Below are 22,417 nucleotides of genomic sequence, written 5' to 3'. Positions count from 1 at the left end.
CTCCTTACAGAATAATTGGCACACGCATCCGTGGAACAGGGAGAAATCCTCCTCCTCCTCCATGTGACGAGCTACCACTCGGACCTGGCATACCATTAGGCAATGGAACACCTTCAGGGTAATAATCAGCAGAAAAGAAGTCTTTGATTTTATCCCAAACCGTTCTTGTAACTGGAACTCGTTCATCCAAATTTTTGTCCCTACGATTTCTCTCACCATAATATATCATCCCCTGATCATTTGGATAAGTATAGTAGGTGATTTCCTTTTTTGAATTATATGGACTTGGGATAGAAAGCCCATTCGGATTCCATTTATTACCTATATAAGCAAAGCTTCTTTTTCCTTTGAAACCATTCACATTAATACCATCAATATAATTTTGCAATTGTTTTCTACCCGATGCGTGCAATGCTAGACTCTTTTCCTTACTCCAAGATACTGGCTTTAATTCATAAACTTCATAAGCATTCTCTCCTGTTTTCAAGATAAAATCAGCATACCCGATCTTCCCATTAGTTAATCTAATAGTCTGTTCTGTATACGCTACTTGTTTTCCTGTTACATAGTTAACAAATTTAAATATGAACTGTAAGGATCTATGTGCATAAATACCATAGGCTGTATCTCCAAATTGTGGAAGATGGCCTGTTGGATCGCCATATTTAAGTGGGTTATTTAACACATACGTATACAAATTCAAACTCAGAGAACTATCGATATCTCCTTCATACGTATCCTCATTGATAAATCTTCCACTATCAGGATCATACCATCTGGCGCGCAGGTATTGTAATTCCGTTGTATCATCCCACAATTCACCAGAGTAACGGAATGGATTGTGGACTTTTTCCTCCTTGACCTCTTCATTACCCCAAATATCATATTGATATTGATTCAGCAAGGCTCCGGAGGAATCCCTGATTTCGATAATATCTCCATGACCATTGTAGACGGGATAGGCTTCCGTTAGATCTGCATATGCTATGGCCTCTAATTTTAGACCTCGAATATAATTGGCTTTTAAAACAGGTTTCCCATTTTCAATCGTAGCTTCTGCTATGATTTGGGCACTGTTTCCATCGTAGTAGTATCGGGTTTGAACGCCATCCTGTATACGGTCTGTCAGTAATCCATCCCCGTTGTATCGGTACTCTACGCTCTTTCCGTCGATCTTGACTTGAGTCAATCGGTTCTGATCGTCGAAGCTATTCTCCCTCGGCTTCGTATGAGGCTCTCTCTCTGTTTCCATCGTAAGACGGTTACCTCTGGCATCATACGAATATGCATCCTGATTTTCGCTCGAAGTCGTAATCCGATTCAGCTTATCGTACGTAAAGGCATCCTCTACACCATTTTGAGTACGTTTGGTGATATTTTTACCAGGATCGTAGCTATATTGAAAGCTATTGGTCTCCGAATCGGATCGGGTGTGCTTCAATTCAACTAACTGAATCCCGTTATATTGGTTTTGCTGGCGATAACCATTTGCAGATACCGTTGAGTCCAGCAATCCATTTTTGGTGTAGGCATATTCTGAAACGGGCTTATCTTTTGTGCTGCCTACGGTCTTCAATCTGTTCAATTGATCATACGTGTAGTTTACTTGCTCGCCAAATGGCCCAGTCATTTCGGTTCGATTCCCATTGGAATCATACTGATTGGAAAGCTTTAGGCCGTCCGGGTAAGACAAGGTGTCTAATTGCTCCGTATACGGATCATACGCATAGGAGGTTGTGCCCGTTCGATCTGTCATGCTCAGCCGCTTGCCCGTAGCATCGTATACGTAGCTGACCGTTTCATCCTTACCTACACGCGACTTCAACCGATTACGGCTATCGTATTCAAAAGAAGTGACATTCCCGTTACGGTCTATTTTCTTGGATAAATTCCCGTTGGTATCAAAATAGCTCTTTTCTATCTGGCCCTTCTCATCTTTGGTTTGAATCACTCTACCCAATTCATCATACGACTTCACCTTGGCCTGACCATCCGGATACGTGATCCGAGTGAGATTACCCAGCATATCGTAAGTGTACTTCGTCGTTTCGCCGTTTGGCTCCGTCACAGCTGTCTGATCGCCCAAGGCATTATATGAAAATTGGGTCTCGTTTCCATTCGCATCGGTTTGACTCAAAATCTGATCGTTTACAGCATCATACTCCACTTTGGAAGTTAATTTTTGATTACCATCCATTGCTGATTTTTCTTCGTTTTGTACTAATCGGTTCCATTTGTCGTAGGTTTGAATTTGTTCATTCAACTCACCGTCTCGTTGCGTTACTTGACGAAGAGCATCATTATATCCTACTACAGCTTCTGAACCGTCCGCATAGGCTGTTGATGTAGTACGGCCCCAAGCGTCATAACTATAGCGCGTAAGATGTCCAAGCGCATCTTCACTGGATACTAATCTGCCGTTGGGATCATAAGCTGATTTGGACTTAATCACATAATCGTTACCTTCATACAGCCCTGACTCGATATTCCAGCCTAAAGCATTGTAACGTGTTTTTGCTCGTATCCCCAGCTCATTCGTCACCGTTACGATGTTCTCAAGATCATCATAGGCTACACGGATACTTTTACCGTCCGGATAGGTTACAGCCTTTACGCGATCAATAGCATCATATTGGTACTCTGTTTTTTGACCTTTTCCATCCAGCGAGGAAGTGATTAAACCAGTTAACTTATCATAATCCGACTGAATGGTAACTGTAGATTTTTCTCCATCTATATTCGTAACCTCTACACTTTGTTTCGTTGGAAAAGCATGATCGTCATCACTGCTATACTCCGTCGTTGTCGTCACGGATTTGTTACCATTTGCAATAGTTTGAACGGTTGTATTTCCGTAAGCATCTATACCTGAATAATTTACTTTTTGTAGTAATTCACCCCCGGGATGATCCTTGGAAACCATAACCTGCGTTACTTTCCCTTGCGGGTTTCGAGTGTACTCTGTAACTCCAGTGCTTTTGGAGTCAATCGGTTCAGTAACCGTTTTAATCCGATGCTTGTCGTCATACGTATACGCCGTTTGTGAACCCTTCTCATCCACTGAGCTTGTCACATTACCGTAATCATCATATTCAGCAGTCGTTGTCAAAACGTCTCCATTTTGATTATTGCTGGACGAGGTACGGGTAGGAACAGGTACGGTATAAGCTTTGCCTGTCACCTGCTTGCCGTACTGATACGCTGTGTTCTTTTCAGAATCTCCTGCTTTAACTACTGACTGATCCAGGTAATACTGCGGTGGCGTGTCTGCACTAATAAACTTTTTATTATAATTGAAGGTTGAACGAGTTAATCCATTGTCTGTGATGGTAGAGAACGAAGTATCTTTCACATAGCTCTCACCCATATCAGAATTGTAATGAATGGTTTCCTGATTATAGTTTTCGGTTTTATTGTTTTGATAAGTGATTTGATCTACACGTGAAACCGCTCTATATGCCTCGTTTACTGAGTTGGAGCCAATATAGCGTTTTACTGGCTGGTCCTCGTAAGTATACAGAGTAGAGGCTCCTGTAGGATGAAATACTTTGGTTAATAAAGCGTACGGGTTAGATATTTGTCTTTCCGGATGCGAAGCACTCAAATTAAACTTGGCCGGTGCTAATGTATATGAATATGTGGTTTTTCTACCTTCGGCATCTGTCACGGAATCCAGTAATTCAACGCCTTGTTCTGTATGTTTACGATAGACAACAGTGCGGTTTCCTTTAGACAGAGTGACGTCTGTAGCCGTATATTGAATATCAATCGAGTTACCGATTGCATCTTCTACTTTGCTAAGCAGCTTGCGTTTATACGTAGCATTGAGTTCATAATTAAACTTAATGGCATTATGATAGGCATCTTCAATTTGCAGCAACTGACCGTCTTTGGAGAAATATTGTTTTTTCGCTCCATCAACAGAAGTTAATACAGAAGCTGAGTTCTCCCCACTAACCGTTACTGAAGTATCGGGTGTGAAAGTCAGGCCTTTCCAGTCGTAACCTTTAAGCTGATCTCCCTCAATTTCATAGCTGCCGCCATCCCCCAAGTGCATGTACTGCTTGCCCTCTTTGGTTTCTACATAAGGTAGATTCCAGGACCACCCCTTGCCAAGAGGATTCAGTTGATCTTCAAGCGCAGGATAAGTTCGGTTTTGAAAAATAAATGAAGGTTGATAGGCTACAATTTCAGCAAAAATGGTAGCATCCGCATCTGCTGCAATATAGTATTTATTCCCATCGTCACCCTGAAATACAGTCGGAGGACTACTGTTAATTAAGTCTCTATAGTGTTCTGCCTCAGAAATGGTTTCAAACGGGATTGTCTGTCGGCGAACAGCCGTTTCGAGCCCCTCTGAAACAATCGTTTCAATTTGCGGTGATCCTTCCATAGTAAAGGCTGTTCTTGTCCTTCCACCTTTGCCATTACTTGTCCACTCGCTATAACCAATATCGCTTGTATAACCGGGCTTCGTAACGGTTCCGCTATAATCTTGTCTCCATTCTCGGGTATCGGCAGTTCCCTGATTGAAAACTGTTCCTGAATAAAACGCTGATCCTGACTCGGTACACATTACTCTACCAGGAGAGTACATGGGACATCTTGGATAAACCAGCATAGATGATAAAGATAAATCCCCTACATATGAATCCCTGTCGTAATGCATTTTAGAGTCCCCACATACCGGGCTACCTGGAAAATATCGCGAAGCGTTACCCGCACTATCATAATAGTACGAATTCATGACACTACATTGTTCCCAGAATATATTTTTAGAACTTGGACCCGTATATGATCCCTTGATGACTCTGGCTTGTCCATCTTTGCTTAAAGTTCCTGTAAATCCATCTTTACTATACTTTATTGAGTCTGGGAAGGCCTTCTCCCACTTTCCAGTTTCAGAGTCCTTTTCTACTCTTGATTCCGAGGGTATAGTATAGGTTATTTTTTGTCTCGCTGCTTGGCTAGCAGCTTCATAAGTCGTGTATGTGCCTATAACTTTGGTTTCAGGCTGGAGATTATAGGTATTAACATCAACATTCCCATCACCGTCTGTATCCTCTTGTACCCATCTTTTTTGCTGATAGGCTACCTTGTACGACTTGGTAACAGGTATCATCATCGCCTTAAAGTAGACATAATAGTTCTGCACAGCAGCACTGTTGTCAATGATTTCAGCGCCTTTGTCGAAAAATTGAGCCCGATTCGTATCATATTGACGCGTCAAAGAAAAGCCCAGTCCGTTTCGTCCAGGCAGTGTTAAATCTGTATTTTGCAGCGATAGGCTGCCTGATAAAGTGGATATAGATTCTTTATCGTCGCCAACAGAATAAGGAGCTTCATTAAAAGAAGCTTTATTGTATACTGGTGCTTCTTCTCTAATGGGTGGAAGCTGCGGTACATTCGCCACGAGACTCTGTTTCAGGAAATCTGTCTTATATACATCTTCAGTGACTTTGTTCGTAGAAGCAAGGTCATCTGTTGGATAAACATCATCTGTAACATTATGAGAGATCAAGTTATCTAGTGGAGCATCCGATAGCTTATTGTATACGTCACTTGTGACGGTTTGTGATTGGTTCTCTTCTATAGGAAATAACGAAGCTGCTGCTTGTTCATAGCTAATATGATCTTGTTCAGCCGAATATAACGCCGTATAAATCTGGTTTAAAGAATAACCTTTTCTTAATTGTTCTGACAAAAAAGATGACGTGACTCCAAATCTGGCAGCCATTTGATCCGCCGAGTATTGCGAATTGTCATTCCCCGCACCGAATACATTTGGAGGAACAAGTCCGCTAATTGTACCGAAAATAAATGTGATAATCATGATTATTGCTATATGACGTCTTGTTGTTCTAAATCGCAAGTTCTTCTCTCCATTCCCGACTTTAAATTTGGTTACATATCATTTATTTAGAAATTGCTCACTTTATAATCTGTATCAGGTTACCATTGGAGTCATATTGATATTGGAAAACAACTTGGCCATCCTGTTCAATATGTTCAAGCCTTCCATTAACGTCATAAATGTATTTATACTTTCTGGATAAGCCGCTTTTAACACTATTGCTAAATTCCGAATAGTTACCAGCCGCATCCTTGGCTTTTACTGCGAACATATATATTTTCTGAGGTTCTAATTGGTCTACTTGAAAGGTTAATTCCTTGGTATTGCCTATCATCTGACCATTACGATAAACATCATAGCTAACGACTCCAACATCATCGGTAGATGCTTCCCACGTTAAAATAATACGGTCCGGTGTAGGTCTGGAACCTGCCAGCTTCTTCGGTTTGGAAGGGCTTGTTATATCCTTAGGTAAATCATCAATAGCCGGTATACGATCCAATCGATCGTTAAGCTGTTGCTTGTCCGCATCATTGAGATGCACAAGCAAAGCACGGGCTATATTAATCTCAGTTTGTAAATTTGAAGTTTCTGCTTTTACAACTGCTTGTGTAGCTGTGGTCAATTGCTCAGTATAGGCAGCTTTTGCATCAATATTTTTCTGTATGGCTACTACCCTTTCAACAAGCTTGCCCTTGTCTGGATCACGCAGCTTGTTTATTAGTTCTACAGCTGCTGTTACATCGACTTGTAATTTAGAAGTCTCAGCTTGTACTACCGCTGCTGTAGTTTTGGCCAGTTGTTGTACATATTTGGTATCTAGAACTTTTACAACGAAGCTCTGGGATACAGACTTGCCTAACGGATCTGTAGCAGTTATCGTTATCGTCGATTCTCCCGAGCTTTGCGGTTGCAAATTTAGTATCGAGGTATTCCCTTTTGAATACTTAACCAATTGATGTGTGACAACAGATGAATTTGAATTCGCACCGGAATACCGAAGCTGCTGCTGGTCAGGATCTGTAAAGTATTCGGATAAATCTTTAACTGAAATTCCCTCATCCATTTCAATCGTGGTTGCTGGAATGGTTTTAATAGCTACGGGGCCTCTGTTTATCAAATTTATGACAGAATCTGCAATCTGAGAAACATTTCCAGCGCTATCTTTTGCCCGTGCTTGTATGCGCATCCCGTACTCATTGACATCGATTGGTGAATTGTACACCTTCCATTCGCCTTGATTGATACGATATTCCCTTGATACTGCATCAGAAGGGTAGTTCATTGTAACTCTGATATTGTTGGCTATTTCACCCGCAGGGCTATGACTGAATGATGGCGGCGCAGGCGGTGCTTTATCAATGTTATTGACTACTAATGAATTCACAGCGCTTATATTCCCATATTTATCTGTACAACGAGCAAAAATAGTAGTGTTTTCAGACACTTGAAATGGGTTACTGTATGGAGTCCACGTACCGTTCACACCGATTTTATACTCGCTTTTAGAATTAGCAGGTACACCATCCAATTGGATAGGGACATTTTGATTCGTTATCCCTGTCATATTGGTACTCATACGTGGGCTGGCTGGAGTGGTTAAAACAATTCCTGAGTATGTAAAATTCCCCGAGGATTTAGCTCCATTATTCTCATTAATGTAAAAGTAATTGACAGTAATAGCGTTATTAGAAGATGCAGAAGCACTGTAAAATTTAACCGATAATGCAGCCCCAAGATCTTTGGAATAAACGACTACATTGTTGCGAATAAAATTGATATAAGGAGAACTCGCCTGCACATGTACAATCGAACCGTCTGACAAGGTTACTGCTTCATGTGTAGATGATGGCTCTGTCGTCGGTGTTTGACTGTCTTCTGGTATCCCTATTGATCCGCCCCTGTCTGGTCGTGGATAAATATTTATGGGTATTCCACCTGTAAACGCTGCTGACACTACTGCCTGAGGAAGCACAGTTGTGCTCCATGGAGATAAAAAAACAAATAAGCCAAGTATAGTTAAAACGAGTGACTTAGCTTTCTTTCCCTTTTCCTTCATCCCCAATTCGGAAAAATTATATTTCATTTTTAAAATCCATCTCCTCAAAATTAGTAACAATACGTTGTTAAAAGAATATTAAAATTAATATTCTTTCCTATACCCTCTCATATTCCTCCCTCTTCAAAAGGATATATTTGTATTTCATATGATAACAATGTCGCATTTAATTTGTATATAGCGAATAATGTCGAAATAAAGAAAATTAGAGAAATATTTTTAAATTACCATTAAAAATACTTAAAATAATAAATATCTTTTTTAAACATAATTCCATTTGAATGACCAGTATAATTAACCCCTTCACTTCATCCATTGATTTTATATAAACAAAATGTTATATTGTCTATAAAATAATCAACATTTAATCGAGGTGTTTGTAAAAATGGATCATTCCGAGCTATTCTGGAATGCTGGAATCGAGGAACTGAAGCGTGGATATATCCGTCAAGGGGAGCAGGTGATTTGTCTGCTGGACGGACAGCACTACGAGCAAGGAATCATATATCAGGATCAAGGGGTATTTTATGACGCAGAGCGGTATATGCGTCTTCATATTGAGCGGACGTACAGTTCGGTCTTTGACTATTTGATCGGCCTGGACAAAAAGCTGACCGGACTGACGGATCATCAGAATCGATTACTCCAGTTGTTTTATCAAGGCATGGGCGATGCGGATATTCAAAAGGAAACCGGAATCGGCAGCGCATCCACCATCCGCAATCATCGCTTTGGCCTCAAAGAAAAGGAACGGCAGGCCAAGGTATTTCTGACCTTGATGGAGCTGCTAAAAGAAAAAGACCGCCACGCTCCCGCTATCGTCGAAGTGCCTGTACGGGCACGGATGGTGGATGAACGCTACAACATTACCGAAGACGAAAGGCAAAAGGTACTGGCAAAGTATTTTCCAGATGGTACACAGGGTCGCCTGAAAACCTTCAAAATGCAGGAAAAGCATAAGTTGATTGTGCTGCGTGAAATTGCGGGACGTTTTGAGGAAGGACGGACGTATCATGAGAAGGATATTAATGCCATTTTACAGGAAGTGTATGACGATTATGTCACGGTGCGAAGATATATGATTGAATATAGTCTGTTGGATCGCAAGCCGGATGGCAGTGAATATTGGTTGAAGGAATCTTGAAGCACGATATTTGTAAAATAAGGAGGACTCAAAATGAATCGAAGAAAAGAACTGGTGCAGCAGTATATGGAGATCAAGACAGAAGCCGGAATCTACTGCATTCGCAATACACACAACGGGAAAATTTTTGTTGCTGGCACACCTAATTTAAAATCATTGAACGGTCGTCGGTTTGAGTTACAAATGGGCACTTGTCAGAACCAACAATTGCAACAGGAATGGAATGAGTATGGCGAAGATGCGTTTGAGTTTGAGGTGCTGGAACTTTTGAAGAAAAAAGATTCGGAATTCTTCGATGTCAAAGATGCGCTGTCCAAGCTGGAGCAGACCTGGCTTGATCGGCTCCAGCCTTACGGAGAAAAAGGATATTTGTAAAATTACTAATCCGCACGATATTCTTCTCGAAGGATAGCAAAAATAACAGCATCGACAAACTGACCTTTTTCATAAAAATAGTCTCTCAAGTGACCCTCTTGGGTAAAACCACTTTTGAGCAATAACCGTCTGGAGCCTTCGTTATCTGGATCAATGAAGGCTTCAATACGGTGAACCTGCGGCAAATGAAATCCATAATGAATCACTGCCTTCATCGCTTCTGCCATCAGGCCCTGTCGCCAGTATTCGGGTGCCAGCTCATAGCCGATTTCAATACGAGAGTGCTTCTTGTGCCAGTTATGAAATCCAATAGTACCAACTACACGTTCAGGAGCTTCTCTTAACGTAATCCCCCAACGAAAGCCCTCTTGCTTTTCATATTTGGATCGCATGGAACGAATAAAATGTTCTGCTTGCTTTACCTCTGTAAAGCTTTCCAGATCATAATATTTCGTAACCTCATCTTTGGAGAAATAGGCGAACACATCCTCCGCGTCTCCCAACGTAAGCTGTCTTAAATGCAAGCGGCTGGTTTCCAGCACCGGAAACATTTCCTTTGTCATCATCTATCTCCTTCCTCATATATGAAGATACTATTTCATCAGCCACCAGCCGATTCCGACCATCACCCCATTGATTAAAAATAATAAAATACATGCCTTCCACTTATTTATTCCACTTGTTTGAAAAAATCCAGTCACTGTACTACGGCACATAAACACCGTAAACAGCAAATTCCAAACAATACGCATACCATACTTTACGTAGTATAGGGCAGGACTTAGATGTACGCCCCCCAACATTGGAGGTACATCCGGAATAAACAGGATCGCACACGCATAACGCATCGTTTCATATGTAAAATAAAATACAGCAAGCCACCAGGCCCACTTCTTACCAAATAACATGCCGACACCGGCAGTTGCCCCTGACAAACCGAGCAAAGCGATGAATCCTTGAAACATCCCCCTGCAAATTCCCACCAACGTAGAAGCCTCATTCAACGCATTAAGCGTCAACAGCTGTGTCACCAGCAGAAGAGCTCCATTAAAAATCAGTAAAATGGCTGCAATACTTACACCTAAAGGCCGCTCAAAAACTACATTCGTTACATAGTCTTTTACTTCTTTTTTCGTATACAAATCCGACACTTCTTCTACTCTCCTAACCCAATCATATACATCCATTTTCGGACGGGTACAATAACAGTGTGTGTTTTCGCCTCATTCAGATATATCGGCTTTTAGGAAAATATGGTTTAGATCGTTAACAGAATCCCAAATAGAGTAATATCTATCCTTATACTACCATTCCAAGATGAACTCTGACAAATAAAAGGACTAAAGTCCGGCCTTTCTCCGTGATAAATCTTCAATCATACATACCTGGGTTGCCAATCATTTGGGTGTGCCCAAATTTAAAATAATGTCATTCATGTATATTTCCGATTAAGCCCTTATATAGATGAAGCAACAGATGGCCTCGCCCAATCTGCGCCGCTTCTGCAATTTGCCGAATGGTGGTGGTGCTGTAGCCTTGGGAAATGAATAATTCAGTTACTTTTCTTTAAAATGGGTTCAATCCAAAAGCTCTTGCAGCGCCTGCTTATACTTTTCTATTCGTGCTGCATCCTTCTCCGTGGGATGAGGGATGCGATCCAGATTCATATTTTCCTGAATATCCGCTATTTTCACTGCTCTGGACAATGGATTGTTTTTGGCTCGGCGTATAAAATCGCTGTACTCCTCTCCCTTGTTCCGAGTGAGTCCTTCCACCGCTTCAATGATGTGTTTGCCAAAGCCCGCTTCTTTCAGTTGATCCGCTATGACCCCTGTATCCTCCAGCACATCATGCAGCACGGCAACTATTTTTTCATCCATATGCTCTACTCGGTTCATGACCTGAAGGGGGTGGAAAATATAAGGCTGACCGCCCTTGTCCGTCTGTCCCTGGTGAGCCTGTGCCGCAATTGCAATCGCTGTTTCTATGTTCATTGTGCGCCCCTCCATGCTCTGCTTTTTACCTTTGAACACCCTTAGCCATTATGAACGTAATCGTGTTATTTTCGTGGCTTCATAACCTTTAGATGACTGGATATGCTCTACTCGATAACCAGCTTGGATATCCAAAAGATCTTCCATAAAAGGAAGGCACGGACTGTAAATAAAGCTTCCTCCCGGCCGGATTGCCCTAAGCAATTCCATATATTTGTGGGCGTATTCGTGAATATTGCCGTCCGATTTCAAATGATGATGTATAAAATGGTTGGAGAACGCCATATGAGAGATAATCGTTCCCCATGTGCCTTCCTTGAAGGTTGTCTCCAGCCAATCTCCCTGAGTAACACCTGTTCCCTTTTCAGCCAACCGATCTGTTCCATAAGCCTCAATCCCAAGGGAACGCAAATAGCCGACTAGCCGTGCCTCTGATCCGCAGCCTACATCGAGAACAGGCTCCTGCAAACGAGCAATGTCCAATCCTAGCAGCTTTGCCTGCAATTCAGGCGTATATTCCTCACAAGGTATCCAAAAGGTGTACTCACTCTCTGCATACTTGGCAAACATCGTCCGTCCGTTGGTACGAATTAGAAAATCTCTTAAATGCCCGTAATGCTGTTGCAGCAGTAAATTTAGTATGCTCTCATTCATAGCCTGGTTTTGGAACAGCTTTTGAATCCGGGTGAAAAGTCGATCATACAATTGTGTAAGCTCATTAAGATGATCTGATTGAAAATGAATATACTGATTGACGCTCACAAACTGGTGCAGTGTTTTTGCCGCGACGCCCGTGACAAAAGCGGTATACTCATGCTGACGCTTCAAGCTTTGGAGCATGAGGAGCAGTTCCGGGCTTCTCTGTGTCAGCCAATACGTCATTTCCGGTGAAGGACCCATCAGGGCGTTCCCCTCATGCATATAAAACAAACTCCGATGCTGATTATAGAGTATTTGACCGTCAATGAGTCTGTTCAACTGGGCAACCGACATTAGCGTTTCCTCCCGTGGCTCAAGTTAAATGAAGCTTTTATTTTGCCAATGAATGCTCAAACTGCTCGCACCACTTGATGATATCCTCTACTCTCGCCAAGGACGTAAGCCAATGCTGCGGAATCTCCCCAAGCCCATAATAAATTCCCGCCAAGCGCGTCCCCGATGCACAGACCCAACATACCGTCCTTTATTTTACTCACGCCTGGTCTCTCCTTCTTTTGCCCGGAACGTTAAGGCCCTACCCAAGCCGGAACAGAGCCATCTTCGGGTAGGGCCAGCTTGTTTTCTAAGTATACCATGCGTATGGAAATAGCGTTTTATGGTGAATTATTCGTCCGTACATAAGAGGATAAAGGGATATTCAGCTCGCGGATCCCCTGGGCTACCAGACGGGCTATTTGCTCCGCACCATACTCCTGAAAATGCGTATCGTCCTGCACTCCATCAGGGAACGCAGGATACACTCCCGGCTCCAAATGTAAAAATAACGGAAGCGTTCCTTCCAGACCAAGCGTATTATAGTACGCCACACTTAACCGACTTAGATCGACCAGCGCAACGCCTGTCTCCGATGCCGTTTCCTTCATGGCCTGCACGTATTCCGGAAAACTGATCCGATAGGAAGCACTTGCGGCGTCATAATCCCTGCGGCCAACAGGGGTTATCAGCACAGGTGTGGCCCCGCGCTGTGTCGCTCCCTGAATGTAGGTTTTCAAATAGACTTTATAATCCGCTGGGGAAACATAACGCTCTTGGTTGTTGATTGCCGCATCATTATGACCAAACTGGATGAGCAAATAATCACCCGGTCGGATGGTCCGCAAAATATCGTCCAGTCTTCCTTGTACAAGGAATGTCTTCGTGCTTCGTCCACCAATAGAACGGTTCACAAAAGTCGTCTCGTCTGTAAAGAACGGCGCAATCATCTGTCCCCAACCAGCCTGAGGCTTCATAGAGGCTTTATAGGTTTGGACCGTGGAATCCCCTGCAAGATATACGGAAGGATGGTCACTCTGCGTTCGAGTCTCTTTTGGCGTAATAACCAGCGCGTTAATCTTCGGATCATTTCCCGAGAAATACAATTCCAGCTGACCATCGATGAGCGCAAGCTCAAATGTGGCCTCGACAAATTGTCCCGCTGTTTTGGTGGTAGGCTCCACCTTGACGATGGACTCGGCCTTTACCGTAATATCTGTGCTTCCGTCTGTATCCCCGGCGATCAGGGAAAGCGTATAATCCGCAGGCGGCAAGTTGACGACAAAGGATGATCCCTGAACACGAACGAAATCCGAACGAATAGCGTCATTTCCACCACGATCCTCTTCTTTCACCTTGGAAAGATCGGTAAATCCATAGCCTCGTTCAGGCGTGTATGCATCCTTGGCGGTGACCTGAGTGTAGCCTGTAGCAACGCTACCTGGGCCAAAGTCAAAACGAAGAGGCCCCGCAAGCTGTTTATCGGCCAATGCCTGCCCCGGAACAAGTATGGTCGCAAACAACAAGCTGAACCCTGCGCATAATCCGATCATTTTACCCAACAACCTGTAACGCTTTCCCTTTTGTCTCAAGCGCAACCCTCGCTTTGCAGATTATTTGAATGACTCGTCATTGTCTATACGTGTAGTGATGCCTGCCAGCCTTCTATAACCTTGGTCCAATGCCCAGGATACCGCAATACCCACCGTGTACCGAACCAGATCGGCGGTCAGGAATCCTTTTCCCAACACCAGCCCGCCCAGTGTCGTCGCCCGGATACTATTAATCCAGGGAACCTGGTACATCTGACTGAACTCAATGGCGAAACAAAACAGCAAACTGCCCCACAGCGCTACAGACAACCGACGATCCACCCACAACATCCTCAGCCCAAAGTAAATCATGCACGCCCACAAGGCATCCCCAAAATGATTGGCAATGAATTCAGGCAACCGGGAGGAAAAGGTCCGGCTTCCCAAGCCCAACAGGATAGCGACCAGCACCGAAGCCAGATACACAGCTCGGGCCTTCCAGCGGGATTTCACACCTGTGTTCCGATTCGTCTTCCTGTCGATGTCGACGCTTTTACGAGTTCTTCCCATGCTAAATCACCTGACCTAACGTTGGAAAAGCTTCGCCAAGCTGCTGGAATCTCGTCGAGTATCCCCTTAGGTTAGCGCTTGCAAGAGTGCTGATATTCCTGCTGATGTCATATTGTATGCACACTAGCTTGTCTGTATTTTTCATGATCCAATTCATCATAACGAGCCTCCGCAATATCGTACAAACGCAGCTTGTAAATATGGTTATCTTCCTGTAGTAACAATGTATCCCCTCTGAAATCCCTGTCCACCGCCTTGATCGCTTTGCCCGCTTCATTTACAAACCGGACCGTATGCTGTTCCTTGAATCCGCGCTCACCTCCAAATGCTGTATGGCAAAATCCGTGATACCGTGTACTGCCTCTGTTATCATGCCTTTTCCTGTGCAAGACGTTCTGAGCCAGTACCCGATTTCAAACTTGCGTGCAGCCCAGTCGATCCGGTGCAAGCCACTGCTGGCTACAAAAGCTCCCGATACCGTCTCAAATACGTACAACATCATGTCAGACCGGTCCAGAAATTGAAGTCTGGCTTGGCGTGAACGGATTTCAGATTCCTCTGGCGTAGGAAGATTTCTTGCAAAAGGCAACCAGGGACGCAATTCTTCCACACTCTCCCGTATGGCTTCATTGACCATCGCCCCATCACCCCACTGTGGAGCGCGAAGCGTCAACCGTTCTGTCTGGAATTGCTCCGGAAACGATAATAAAATGGGGCTGGTCTGATCCGTCTGCACCTTACTCATGATGCTCCCTCCTCCATTTTCCCCGAATAGCTGGCATGATCCAGCCAACCAATAATTTCGCGCAAACTGCCAATCCTGTAATTCGGCACAATGCCCGTTTCCTGCCACGGCATAAATCCCTCCAGCCAGATCGTATGCAAGCCTGCACTTTGGGCACCACGAATATCATTCGTCGGATGATCGCCTACATACCAGACGTTGCCTGGGTCTGTAATCTCCAGCTCATTTAACGCCAACTCGAATATGCGAGGATTAGGCTTCTCCACGCGGACGCCTCCCGAGACGATAATGGAATCAAAATAATCCTTCAGCATCACACGGTTGATCTTTGCTTGTTGTGTGCGGAGTGAGCCATTGGTGATGATACCAAGCTTCAAACCCCGCGACCGCAGCTCGGACAGCACTTCCTTGGCTCCATCCATCAGTACCGTAAACTTATGAAATTCACCATACCAAAAGCCCAGCATTTCCTGTACCGTCGTATCCGGATTTTTCAGTTCCAACTCTGCATGCAGCTCCGTATACAGCTCCCTTTTGTCACGGTATCCATCCTGATCCGCCAGGCGTATGTGCTCGACTATTGCTGCCCTGCTCGCCGGATCTTCCGCCACAATGAAGCGTTCCACAAAACGCTCCGTATATGCCGCAAACGCCTGTTTACGATGAATCAGCGTATTATCCAGATCAAAAATGATCGCTTCTATGGACATCACGAACTCCCTTCTTCCGGTTCGTTATACCGATGAGTTGGAAACAAATTGAACAACTCCGATCACCAAAAGCAAGAAAAATACAGACAAGAAAATGATAAGCATCGTTTTCAGTATTCTTCCGGAAGTCGACCTTCGTTCCAGATTTTCCTCGATCTGGGCCAGTCTGTCCTTGATGTCTTCCAAATCCTGTTCCACCTTCACTTCATTCTCCCCTTTCTTCGTTTTAACTTACTGCTTTCGACCTCAGCAATCTCCTGTATGGATAGACTCGAGGTCATGTTAACTCACCTCCATTTACTGGCAGGAACTGTTTGTATCATCGTGTTCCATCTAAAACTACCAACATGACTCAATTCTTTTCAAAAATGAGCATTTTGCAACAATCCCAAGAGCGATTTCAAATCAGCAATATAGATCGAAACGGTTTAATTCGTCTATCTATTGTACTTTCGAGCGTTGGGAATCGAATGATGCAAAATGCTGAAATATGTACTTCGTACTAGTGTAATCTAACAGGAAAAGAAATCCAAGACCCATCCGCAATGAGTTGCCGAATAAGCTTGGATTACATAAGTCCCTCTTGTGTCAGAAAATATCACTTCTATACCTGCTGTCCGTTCACCTGAATATCCACGGCTACCTGCTGCCCCAGCCATTCCCGCATACGATTCCACGAAAAACACTGCTCCATGTGAAATACACCATGAGGAAGCTCAGAACGGTATAGCGCCAGCGCTGCAAAGACTGCTGCCTTGGCGGTTAAATCGGATTGATGATGTCCCCTTAGTTGGCATTCGACTTTCGTTTCCTTGCCATGGAGGGTTCCTCGCGCGTCTACCTTGACTGCCACGGCGTTCCCTCCCAGATGCAGCTTGCTAAAGCTGCGAACCATTGCGTTACGCACGGATTGCTGTCGGAGTAAACCAGATATCCCTGTTGTCCGAAGCCCTGCCAGAAGCCGGGTAGTTAACCGGGAATCGAAGCAAAGACGTGTGCTGACCGTAGGAATTCCGAGCGTACGTGGAAGTGTATGCTGATCGGAAAATGGGAAACGATACGCGCGGTGACGCCCCACTCCTGCGCCGAAGTCTGCCACTCGCCCGTCGCTAAAGCTTTTTCGAATCACCGGGCGACCCTGTTCCATAACATCCAAATCGGTATGAATCTGGTCCACTGTCCATTCAATGGCAGCCTGACCATGTTCGTCTCCTAAGCCCAGCATCAGAGATATGTTCAACTCATCTGTCTGATCCATAAGCTGCGTCGCTTGCAATGCCAACAGATTCGTCAATCCCGGGGCCAATCCCACACTTAGCAGGGCAGTGGCCTGATAAGCTCGTGCCTCCTGATGACACCGCTCCACCTGACTCAAGAAAGCTGCATTCGCGGTAATATCCATATAATGCACCCCATGCTGAAGGCAGGCACGTACCAAGTCTGTTTTTTCCTGATCCAGACACATGATAACGATCTTGGCCTGCTTTAAAATCGACGGGTCTATCGGCTCATGAATATTAAGCTGTAAAGGCAGCACCTTACCACCCGATTGCTTGCTAAATTCAGTGGCACGTTCCATACTGCGTCCTGCGGCAAACACCTTGCCGGGAAACATTTCACTTAGTTCCGTGCATAAAATTTTTCCGACATGACCGTATCCGCCAATGATGATAATGCTATCCTTTGTCATGAGTTGCTTCTCCCCCTTTAACTGCAAACCACGCATTCACTAAAAAAGCGCCAAAATACCGGGTGATATGGGTAAAGCCTGCATCTACCAGCATTCCCTGTATTGCTGTATTGGACACCGGGTCTGACTCACGGCCAATGGAGGCAGCGAATCGCTCCCAATCCTCCAGAGGAATGCCCTGATCCAGCATATGGCTTTTCCACGCCTGCATTTGAATGGAAAAGGCAGACTCCTGTGGATTTCCATTGATGGAGGCCAGGCAAAAAGGCGCGCCCGGTTTGAGACGAGCAGATATCTGTTGTAGCAATGCCCGTTTGCTCTCCAAGCTGTGAAGAAAATGAAGCACCAGCAGGCAGGTGGCAGCATCATAAATCGGCTCCGCGTGTAATTCTTCGGTCTGTTTTCCAGACTGCTCCTTAGGCTGTTCTTGGAGTAGTTCTCCGGGCAGCTCTTCCAACGTGCCTGTGACAAATGATATTTTTGACCTTATGCCCGCTTGCGCCACACGCTGACGTGCCAAATCCAGCATGCGTTCAGATGGATCAACTGCCGCAAAAGACCATGCCGCATGTTGTCCTCCGAGTGTAATCAGCTCCTGACCGCCGCCAGCCCCGATAATCAGTACATTCGGATCCGTCGCCTCCGTGCGGATCTGAGCCTCAAGCTGTGCGGTTATCAAGCGGCACGTCATCTCATACAGATGAGCATATCCCGGTATTTTTAAAGCAATCGTGTCCGGGTACTTGCTTACATTCGGATCGTTCCAGCTCATAGGCTGGTTAGGAATTTTATGTTCAGCGCTTGTATGACGGCTGTTGCCTGTGTGATGAGCGTCCTTAGGATCGTTTGACTTACTACTGCTATATTCCATATATAGTTCCCTCCAAAATCGAACAGCTGGAAAAAGATGCGACAGGCCTTACATCTAGCCTTGATCTTCCCCTAGCATTCGTATATTGTTGATTTAATTGAGGATTTTGCAAAATCCCGAATTAAGAATCATTCTCAATTATAACGACTGTACGTATATTCACCATCCCATAGATGTGGGATTTACTTCGATACAATGTTGCGAAACTCCAGCTTTTCACGATGGGAGCAATGTATGAGCGCACAATATACACAATTTTCACAGCTAAAAGATGCTCGACAGCAAATCATTCGACTGGGAGAAAAAGCCCCTTCATCGCAAGCTTACAAACATACGCTAATCGACCGCTTACGTACTCAGGTTCCGTTCGATGCGGCGTGTTGTACATCAATAGATCCGCATTCGCTGCTTTCCACAGGGGCATTCACCGAATCAGGCGTGGATGGCATTCATTACAAGCTGTTAGAGTACGAATATCTGCGCAATGATGTGATGAAATACGACCAGTTGGTGCGGGAGGGGCAATCCATAGCGACTCTAAACGGAGCTACAGGAGGTCATCCGAATCGGAGCGCACGTTACAGGGATGTTTTGCAGCCTGCCGGATTCGGGGATGAATTACGTGTTCCGTTAATGTACAAAGGAACCTGCTGGGGATTTCTCACGTTGTTTCGCGTTCATACGGAGCCGGTATTTAGTGAGGAAGAGCAGCAGCTTCTTGAAGCCTTAGCACCGTCTATAGCCTACCATTTGCGTCAGGCCAGTGTGGGCTTATCTCCAGACTCCGCTATAATTATGGAAAATGATATGGAGCCAGGGGTTCTGGTGCTTTCTGGCAAGCTGGAGCCGATTTCCTCCAATCCAACGGCAGACCAGTGGCTTAAGTTGCTTCGGCAGCAGGAAGGCATCGACGAAAATAGCCTTCCCGCGCCCGTTCGGGCGGTATGCTTTCGCGCACTATCCACAGCCCTTCCGGGAGCTTTCACTACTTCCGCTTCACCAGCCAAACTATGTATACCCGCCGCAGACGCAGAAACCCCGTGGGTAACACTCAGGGCCACCCTTCTTCAAAGCGGGCAAAGTAAAGATGAAAAACAGCTTGCCGTATGGTTTGAGCCTGCTAAAGCATCTGAAATGCTGCCGCTCATGGCCGAGATGTTTGCATGGTCCGAGCGGGAAAGACAGCTTGTCCGGCTCATTGTTCAAGGCTTTTCGACCCGAGAGCTGGCAAGCGCACTTCATATTTCAGCCTACACGGTGCAAGATCATCTGAAAGCGATTTTCTTGAAAACAGGTGTAAGCAGCCGCCGTGAGCTGGTATGGAAGGTATACTCCAGATTCAACTAATTTCAATCGCCTATTCCACAATAATACATGCCAAAGAGACAGATGACCCGATTAAGGATCATCTGTCTCTGCATGTTTGCTCTATTTGGACGCAAGAGTCTTATTGCTTCGAAGAGGTTTTCGTATCATCGTAGGACACAGGTGAAGGCTTCGCAATCCATTCGTCAGCCTCTGGCTCGATATCCACGCCATTTTCCAGCTTGTTTTTCTCCATCAAGGAATCTCCGTCCTCGTTCTTCTTGTTGCGGATTTTCGCTTCGTCTTGAGTGTGGTCGCTCATGTTGATTCCTCCTTTTTGACTTCATCTGATTGATGTACCTTACTCAACATTCCCCATTGCCGTCCTGTGCAAACCTCTACACGACCAGATGCCCTTTTTTCTCCGCCGGACCAATGGTCGCCTCTATCCCGGCATTAAACTCCAGAAAGTCGCTTTCTACTCCATCGCTGAAAATGACTCCATGTTCCGGCATCTGCGAAGCAATCCGCAGCGGTTTTTCAGCTTCCACCTGACCAAATACAAGATCCGCAGCAGTCGTCCGACTGGGAAATGGTTCTCTCACCGTAAAATATAGCGATGGCGAACTCCATGTTGCGCGGTTGTCATGACTATAGTCATCGTCACTGCCATGGTCGCGCCCGTTGCTTCTCCGGCCTCGTTGCTGTCCTTCTGCTGCTGCTTCTTGATGGAAGACGGCGCCCGTCACCAGATGATCTGGAGTCAGCGAAATCGGGCGCTGCGTAGCGCTGCCGACAATCCCTGCCGCCCCGGCAAGCACGCTGGTCAACCAGCCTGTCGCGCCCAGCCCCGTTGAAACGATAATGCCGCTGGAGGATTGCTGCTCTACCTGATCCTCCAGCCTCAGCTCATATCTCGCAGAAACATGGGTTTTGCGCCCGATGAACAAATCGTTCACAGCGTACAACGACTGACCGTCATTTAGCTGTGCCTTAGCCAGCGTAACCTCCTTGATCGGACGTCTGTGTACGAACACATCTGGCACAACCCAGCGCAAATCCGATACTGTAAATGGCAGCAATACTCCGTCCCAGCGCAATGGATCTGGATTCACACCGATCAACGGCTGCTCGGTCAAGTATTTTAACGTGTTGGCCACCAGCCCATCCTGACCCAGCACCACCACCGTATCCTGCTCACCAAAAATAAAGTTGGGCACATGCTCCCGCTCCACAATCTGAACCCTCCCCAAGGTCGTCAGTTCCGATGCTGCCGTTGCCACCGCTCTGCGGTAATTTTCATCCTCCAGCACATAATCACTGAAATCCGCACCTAGCCGTTCTATAAAAAACTGGGCCTGCTGCACCGTGTTATACCGGACAATCAGTTCCTCCAGACGTGTTTTTCGCTTCACCAAAATGATCCTGTGCTCTGTCATCCGGGTACTCATCGTGCTCTTCCTCCGGATCCTCTCGTTCCTTCCGATCCGCCTGTTCCCTTAGCGGACATCAGACCTTGCAACAAATCCGGTGTAATGTTTAGCTGACCGATTTTCCCTGCATTTTCTGCAAGCTCCTGGAATGCAATGGCGATCAGCTTATCCGGGCTCATATCCATGTTCGCCATAGCCTGAAGCACGTTCGGCTCGACATCCTGCAACGATTTCATGACTGCCGTCAGTTCATAAGCCTTGGCATCGGCTTCCGCCTTTTTATTCATTACGGTCAACTCAATCAGCTCACGCTTTTTCTCCTCCAAAGCCGTGTCAAAAAGCATTTGCTCCTCCTTCATCTCGCTTTGCTTCTGCTTCACTGAACGTTCGGCATCGAGCTGGGTTTCGCGGATTTGCTTCTTTTTCGTCTCCACTGCAATTTCGGTGTTCAGCTCATTCTCCTTCACACGCCGCTCCTGCTCAATGGAAGCATTCCGACGCTCATACAGGGCGTGATCCGCATTGCGAAGAATTTCCTCCCTTGCCTGCGCCTCCAGCGCTCTCATCGTTTCTTTATTCGGTAAAATCGCCAAAATCGACAGTCCCATCACCTCAATACCGAGCTTTTCGATTTCCGCGTGTTGAGCGATATCCTTCGCCATGCTTTGGGCCAAACGTTCACTGGATTGAACAGCCTCTTTGAGCGGAACACGCTCCAGATATTTTTTGGTCAGCACCTTTGCAATGTTAATCACCCGTTGGGCCAGCTTGCCCGGGTCATCCGAAATGTAGCGATTTGCTTTCAAGTCATACGTATAATTCAAAATCTGCGTCGATCTCCGATAATCCACAATCCGATAAGTCAGTTGCCCCTGCACCGTCACCGCCTGAAAATCGTGGGTCATTTCCTCAAATATGAACGGCACATCAATAGAGGAAACAGGAGCGACGACGACCGAGGTTGTTGGAGCGTAATAATAAAAGGATAATCCCACACCTTCCCGAACTACTTTCCCGTTCTTCACCTTCATCACATACTCACTGGGCTGAAATTTCACAAAATTAAATCCGAACATAGCCGCTTCCTCGCCTTCCTTATAGTTTTTATTATTTTGTTATTATCAATTTGTTATTAACAATAAAATAGCATACATTTTCAATAA

Annotated in this window: 20 protein-coding genes and 1 pseudogene; 3 read left to right on the top strand and 18 right to left on the bottom strand. The window is 45.2% G+C overall.

Annotated features, from left to right (window positions below; all coding sequences use genetic code 11):
• Window positions 1-4: 4 nt before the first annotated feature.
• Together QMK20_RS07245 and QMK20_RS07240 are read right to left on the bottom strand one after the other, a co-directional pair.
• On the bottom strand, window positions 5-5,833 hold the full coding sequence (locus tag QMK20_RS07245; RefSeq protein ID WP_404580025.1) for an RHS repeat-associated core domain-containing protein: 5,829 nt from the start codon (window positions 5,831-5,833) through the stop codon (window positions 5-7).
• A gap of 97 nt (window positions 5,834-5,930) precedes the next feature.
• A complete protein-coding gene (locus QMK20_RS07240) occupies window positions 5,931-7,940 on the bottom strand; it encodes a fibronectin type III domain-containing protein (RefSeq protein WP_283655193.1) in 2,010 nt (669 codons plus the stop codon).
• A 358-nt stretch (window positions 7,941-8,298) separates the two neighbouring features.
• Between QMK20_RS07240 and QMK20_RS07235 the strand changes: the two genes are divergently transcribed.
• The gene (locus QMK20_RS07235) at window positions 8,299-9,057 is read left to right on the top strand and encodes a DUF2087 domain-containing protein (RefSeq protein ID WP_283655192.1); all 759 of its coding nucleotides are present in this window, start codon (window positions 8,299-8,301) and stop codon (window positions 9,055-9,057) included.
• Window positions 9,058-9,090: 33 nt separating this feature from the next.
• The gene (locus QMK20_RS07230; protein ID WP_283655191.1) at window positions 9,091-9,432 is read left to right on the top strand and encodes a GIY-YIG nuclease family protein; all 342 of its coding nucleotides are present in this window, start codon (window positions 9,091-9,093) and stop codon (window positions 9,430-9,432) included.
• 5 nt (window positions 9,433-9,437) lie between these two features.
• Here QMK20_RS07230 and QMK20_RS07225 read toward each other — a convergent pair whose 3' ends face one another.
• The 13 genes and pseudogenes from QMK20_RS07225 to QMK20_RS07170 all read right to left on the bottom strand — a co-directional run bounded on the left by QMK20_RS07225 (window position 9,438) and on the right by QMK20_RS07170 (window position 18,417).
• The gene (locus QMK20_RS07225; RefSeq protein WP_283656224.1) at window positions 9,438-9,995 is read right to left on the bottom strand and encodes a GNAT family N-acetyltransferase; all 558 of its coding nucleotides are present in this window, start codon (window positions 9,993-9,995) and stop codon (window positions 9,438-9,440) included.
• Between the two features lie 30 nt (window positions 9,996-10,025).
• The gene (locus QMK20_RS07220) at window positions 10,026-10,583 is read right to left on the bottom strand and encodes a hypothetical protein (RefSeq protein ID WP_283655190.1); all 558 of its coding nucleotides are present in this window, start codon (window positions 10,581-10,583) and stop codon (window positions 10,026-10,028) included.
• Window positions 10,584-10,860: 277 nt separating this feature from the next.
• Window positions 10,861-10,977, bottom strand: a complete 117-nt coding sequence (locus QMK20_RS27580; protein WP_404520071.1) for a TetR family transcriptional regulator — start codon at window positions 10,975-10,977, stop codon at window positions 10,861-10,863.
• A gap of 32 nt (window positions 10,978-11,009) precedes the next feature.
• Entirely contained in the window at window positions 11,010-11,426 is a 417-nt protein-coding gene (locus QMK20_RS07215; protein ID WP_283655189.1) for an HD domain-containing protein, read from the bottom strand.
• A 48-nt stretch (window positions 11,427-11,474) separates the two neighbouring features.
• The gene (locus QMK20_RS07210) at window positions 11,475-12,419 is read right to left on the bottom strand and encodes a class I SAM-dependent methyltransferase (RefSeq protein ID WP_283655188.1); all 945 of its coding nucleotides are present in this window, start codon (window positions 12,417-12,419) and stop codon (window positions 11,475-11,477) included.
• 56 nt (window positions 12,420-12,475) lie between these two features.
• Window positions 12,476-12,622, bottom strand: coding sequence for a hypothetical protein (locus QMK20_RS07205; protein WP_283655187.1), 147 nt, complete (start codon window positions 12,620-12,622; stop codon window positions 12,476-12,478).
• A 117-nt stretch (window positions 12,623-12,739) separates the two neighbouring features.
• Entirely contained in the window at window positions 12,740-13,951 is a 1,212-nt protein-coding gene (locus QMK20_RS07200; RefSeq protein WP_283656223.1) for a rhamnogalacturonan acetylesterase, read from the bottom strand.
• A gap of 60 nt (window positions 13,952-14,011) precedes the next feature.
• Complete coding sequence (locus QMK20_RS07195) at window positions 14,012-14,500, bottom strand: ribosomal maturation YjgA family protein (protein WP_283655186.1); 489 nt, start codon at window positions 14,498-14,500, stop codon at window positions 14,012-14,014.
• 295 nt (window positions 14,501-14,795) lie between these two features.
• Window positions 14,796-15,245 (bottom strand): annotated as a pseudogene (locus QMK20_RS07190) (GNAT family N-acetyltransferase); the annotation flags it as partial.
• Window positions 15,242-15,955 carry an HAD family hydrolase gene (locus tag QMK20_RS07185; protein ID WP_283655185.1) on the bottom strand — a complete coding sequence of 238 codons (714 nt, stop codon included), beginning with the start codon at window positions 15,953-15,955 and terminating at the stop codon, window positions 15,242-15,244. The gene QMK20_RS07185 and the pseudogene QMK20_RS07190, both read right to left, overlap by 4 nt.
• Before the next feature lie 24 nt (window positions 15,956-15,979).
• On the bottom strand, window positions 15,980-16,159 hold the full coding sequence (locus tag QMK20_RS07180) for a hypothetical protein (protein ID WP_283655184.1): 180 nt from the start codon (window positions 16,157-16,159) through the stop codon (window positions 15,980-15,982).
• 400 nt (window positions 16,160-16,559) lie between these two features.
• A complete protein-coding gene (locus QMK20_RS07175; RefSeq protein ID WP_283655183.1) occupies window positions 16,560-17,645 on the bottom strand; it encodes a saccharopine dehydrogenase family protein in 1,086 nt (361 codons plus the stop codon).
• Complete coding sequence (locus QMK20_RS07170; RefSeq protein WP_283656222.1) at window positions 17,632-18,417, bottom strand: class I SAM-dependent methyltransferase; 786 nt, start codon at window positions 18,415-18,417, stop codon at window positions 17,632-17,634. The genes QMK20_RS07175 and QMK20_RS07170 overlap by 14 nt, the downstream gene beginning before the upstream one ends.
• Before the next feature lie 333 nt (window positions 18,418-18,750).
• Between QMK20_RS07170 and QMK20_RS07165 the strand changes: the two genes are divergently transcribed.
• A complete protein-coding gene (locus QMK20_RS07165; protein ID WP_283655182.1) occupies window positions 18,751-19,863 on the top strand; it encodes a LuxR C-terminal-related transcriptional regulator in 1,113 nt (370 codons plus the stop codon).
• A gap of 100 nt (window positions 19,864-19,963) precedes the next feature.
• Here QMK20_RS07165 and QMK20_RS07160 read toward each other — a convergent pair whose 3' ends face one another.
• The 3 genes from QMK20_RS07160 to QMK20_RS07150 all read right to left on the bottom strand — a co-directional run bounded on the left by QMK20_RS07160 (window position 19,964) and on the right by QMK20_RS07150 (window position 22,330).
• Window positions 19,964-20,143: a hypothetical protein gene (locus QMK20_RS07160; RefSeq protein WP_014280513.1), complete on the bottom strand. Its 180-nt coding sequence runs from the start codon at window positions 20,141-20,143 to the stop codon at window positions 19,964-19,966.
• A gap of 76 nt (window positions 20,144-20,219) precedes the next feature.
• A complete protein-coding gene (locus QMK20_RS07155; protein WP_283655181.1) occupies window positions 20,220-21,272 on the bottom strand; it encodes an NAD(+)/NADH kinase in 1,053 nt (350 codons plus the stop codon).
• Window positions 21,269-22,330, bottom strand: a complete 1,062-nt coding sequence (locus tag QMK20_RS07150) for an SPFH domain-containing protein (protein ID WP_283655180.1) — start codon at window positions 22,328-22,330, stop codon at window positions 21,269-21,271. The genes QMK20_RS07155 and QMK20_RS07150 overlap by 4 nt, the downstream gene beginning before the upstream one ends.
• Between the last annotated feature and the right edge of the window lie 87 nt (window positions 22,331-22,417).

The organism is Paenibacillus sp. RC334, assembly GCF_030034735.1.
Classification (GTDB): Bacteria; Bacillota; Bacilli; order Paenibacillales; family Paenibacillaceae; genus Paenibacillus; species Paenibacillus terrae_A.
Note: the sequence above shows the minus strand (reverse complement) of the source record. Positions and strands in the feature narration are given on the sequence as shown.

Excerpts from the sequence above, each read along its gene's own strand:
- QMK20_RS07150 (WP_283655180.1), bottom strand. The coding sequence starts at position 22,330 with ATGTTCGGATTTAATTTTGTGAAATTTCAGCCCAGTGAGTATGTGATG.
- QMK20_RS07195 (WP_283655186.1), bottom strand. The coding sequence starts at position 14,500 with ATGGGAAGAACTCGTAAAAGCGTCGACATCGACAGGAAGACGAATCGG.
- QMK20_RS07170 (WP_283656222.1), bottom strand. The coding sequence starts at position 18,417 with ATGAGCTGGAACGATCCGAATGTAAGCAAGTACCCGGACACGATTGCT.
- QMK20_RS07155 (WP_283655181.1), bottom strand. The coding sequence starts at position 21,272 with ATGAGTACCCGGATGACAGAGCACAGGATCATTTTGGTGAAGCGAAAA.
- QMK20_RS07245 (WP_404580025.1), bottom strand. The coding sequence starts at position 5,833 with ATGATTATCACATTTATTTTCGGTACAATTAGCGGACTTGTTCCTCCA.
- QMK20_RS07160 (WP_014280513.1), bottom strand. The coding sequence starts at position 20,143 with ATGAGCGACCACACTCAAGACGAAGCGAAAATCCGCAACAAGAAGAAC.
- QMK20_RS07215 (WP_283655189.1), bottom strand. The coding sequence starts at position 11,426 with ATGAACATAGAAACAGCGATTGCAATTGCGGCACAGGCTCACCAGGGA.
- QMK20_RS07200 (WP_283656223.1), bottom strand. The coding sequence starts at position 13,951 with ATGATCGGATTATGCGCAGGGTTCAGCTTGTTGTTTGCGACCATACTT.
- QMK20_RS07230 (WP_283655191.1), top strand. The coding sequence starts at position 9,091 with ATGAATCGAAGAAAAGAACTGGTGCAGCAGTATATGGAGATCAAGACA.
- QMK20_RS07225 (WP_283656224.1), bottom strand. The coding sequence starts at position 9,995 with ATGACAAAGGAAATGTTTCCGGTGCTGGAAACCAGCCGCTTGCATTTA.
- QMK20_RS07235 (WP_283655192.1), top strand. The coding sequence starts at position 8,299 with ATGGATCATTCCGAGCTATTCTGGAATGCTGGAATCGAGGAACTGAAG.
- QMK20_RS07210 (WP_283655188.1), bottom strand. The coding sequence starts at position 12,419 with ATGTCGGTTGCCCAGTTGAACAGACTCATTGACGGTCAAATACTCTAT.
- QMK20_RS07165 (WP_283655182.1), top strand. The coding sequence starts at position 18,751 with ATGAGCGCACAATATACACAATTTTCACAGCTAAAAGATGCTCGACAG.
- QMK20_RS07240 (WP_283655193.1), bottom strand. The coding sequence starts at position 7,940 with ATGAAATATAATTTTTCCGAATTGGGGATGAAGGAAAAGGGAAAGAAA.
- QMK20_RS07175 (WP_283655183.1), bottom strand. The coding sequence starts at position 17,645 with ATGACAAAGGATAGCATTATCATCATTGGCGGATACGGTCATGTCGGA.
- QMK20_RS07185 (WP_283655185.1), bottom strand. The coding sequence starts at position 15,955 with ATGTCCATAGAAGCGATCATTTTTGATCTGGATAATACGCTGATTCAT.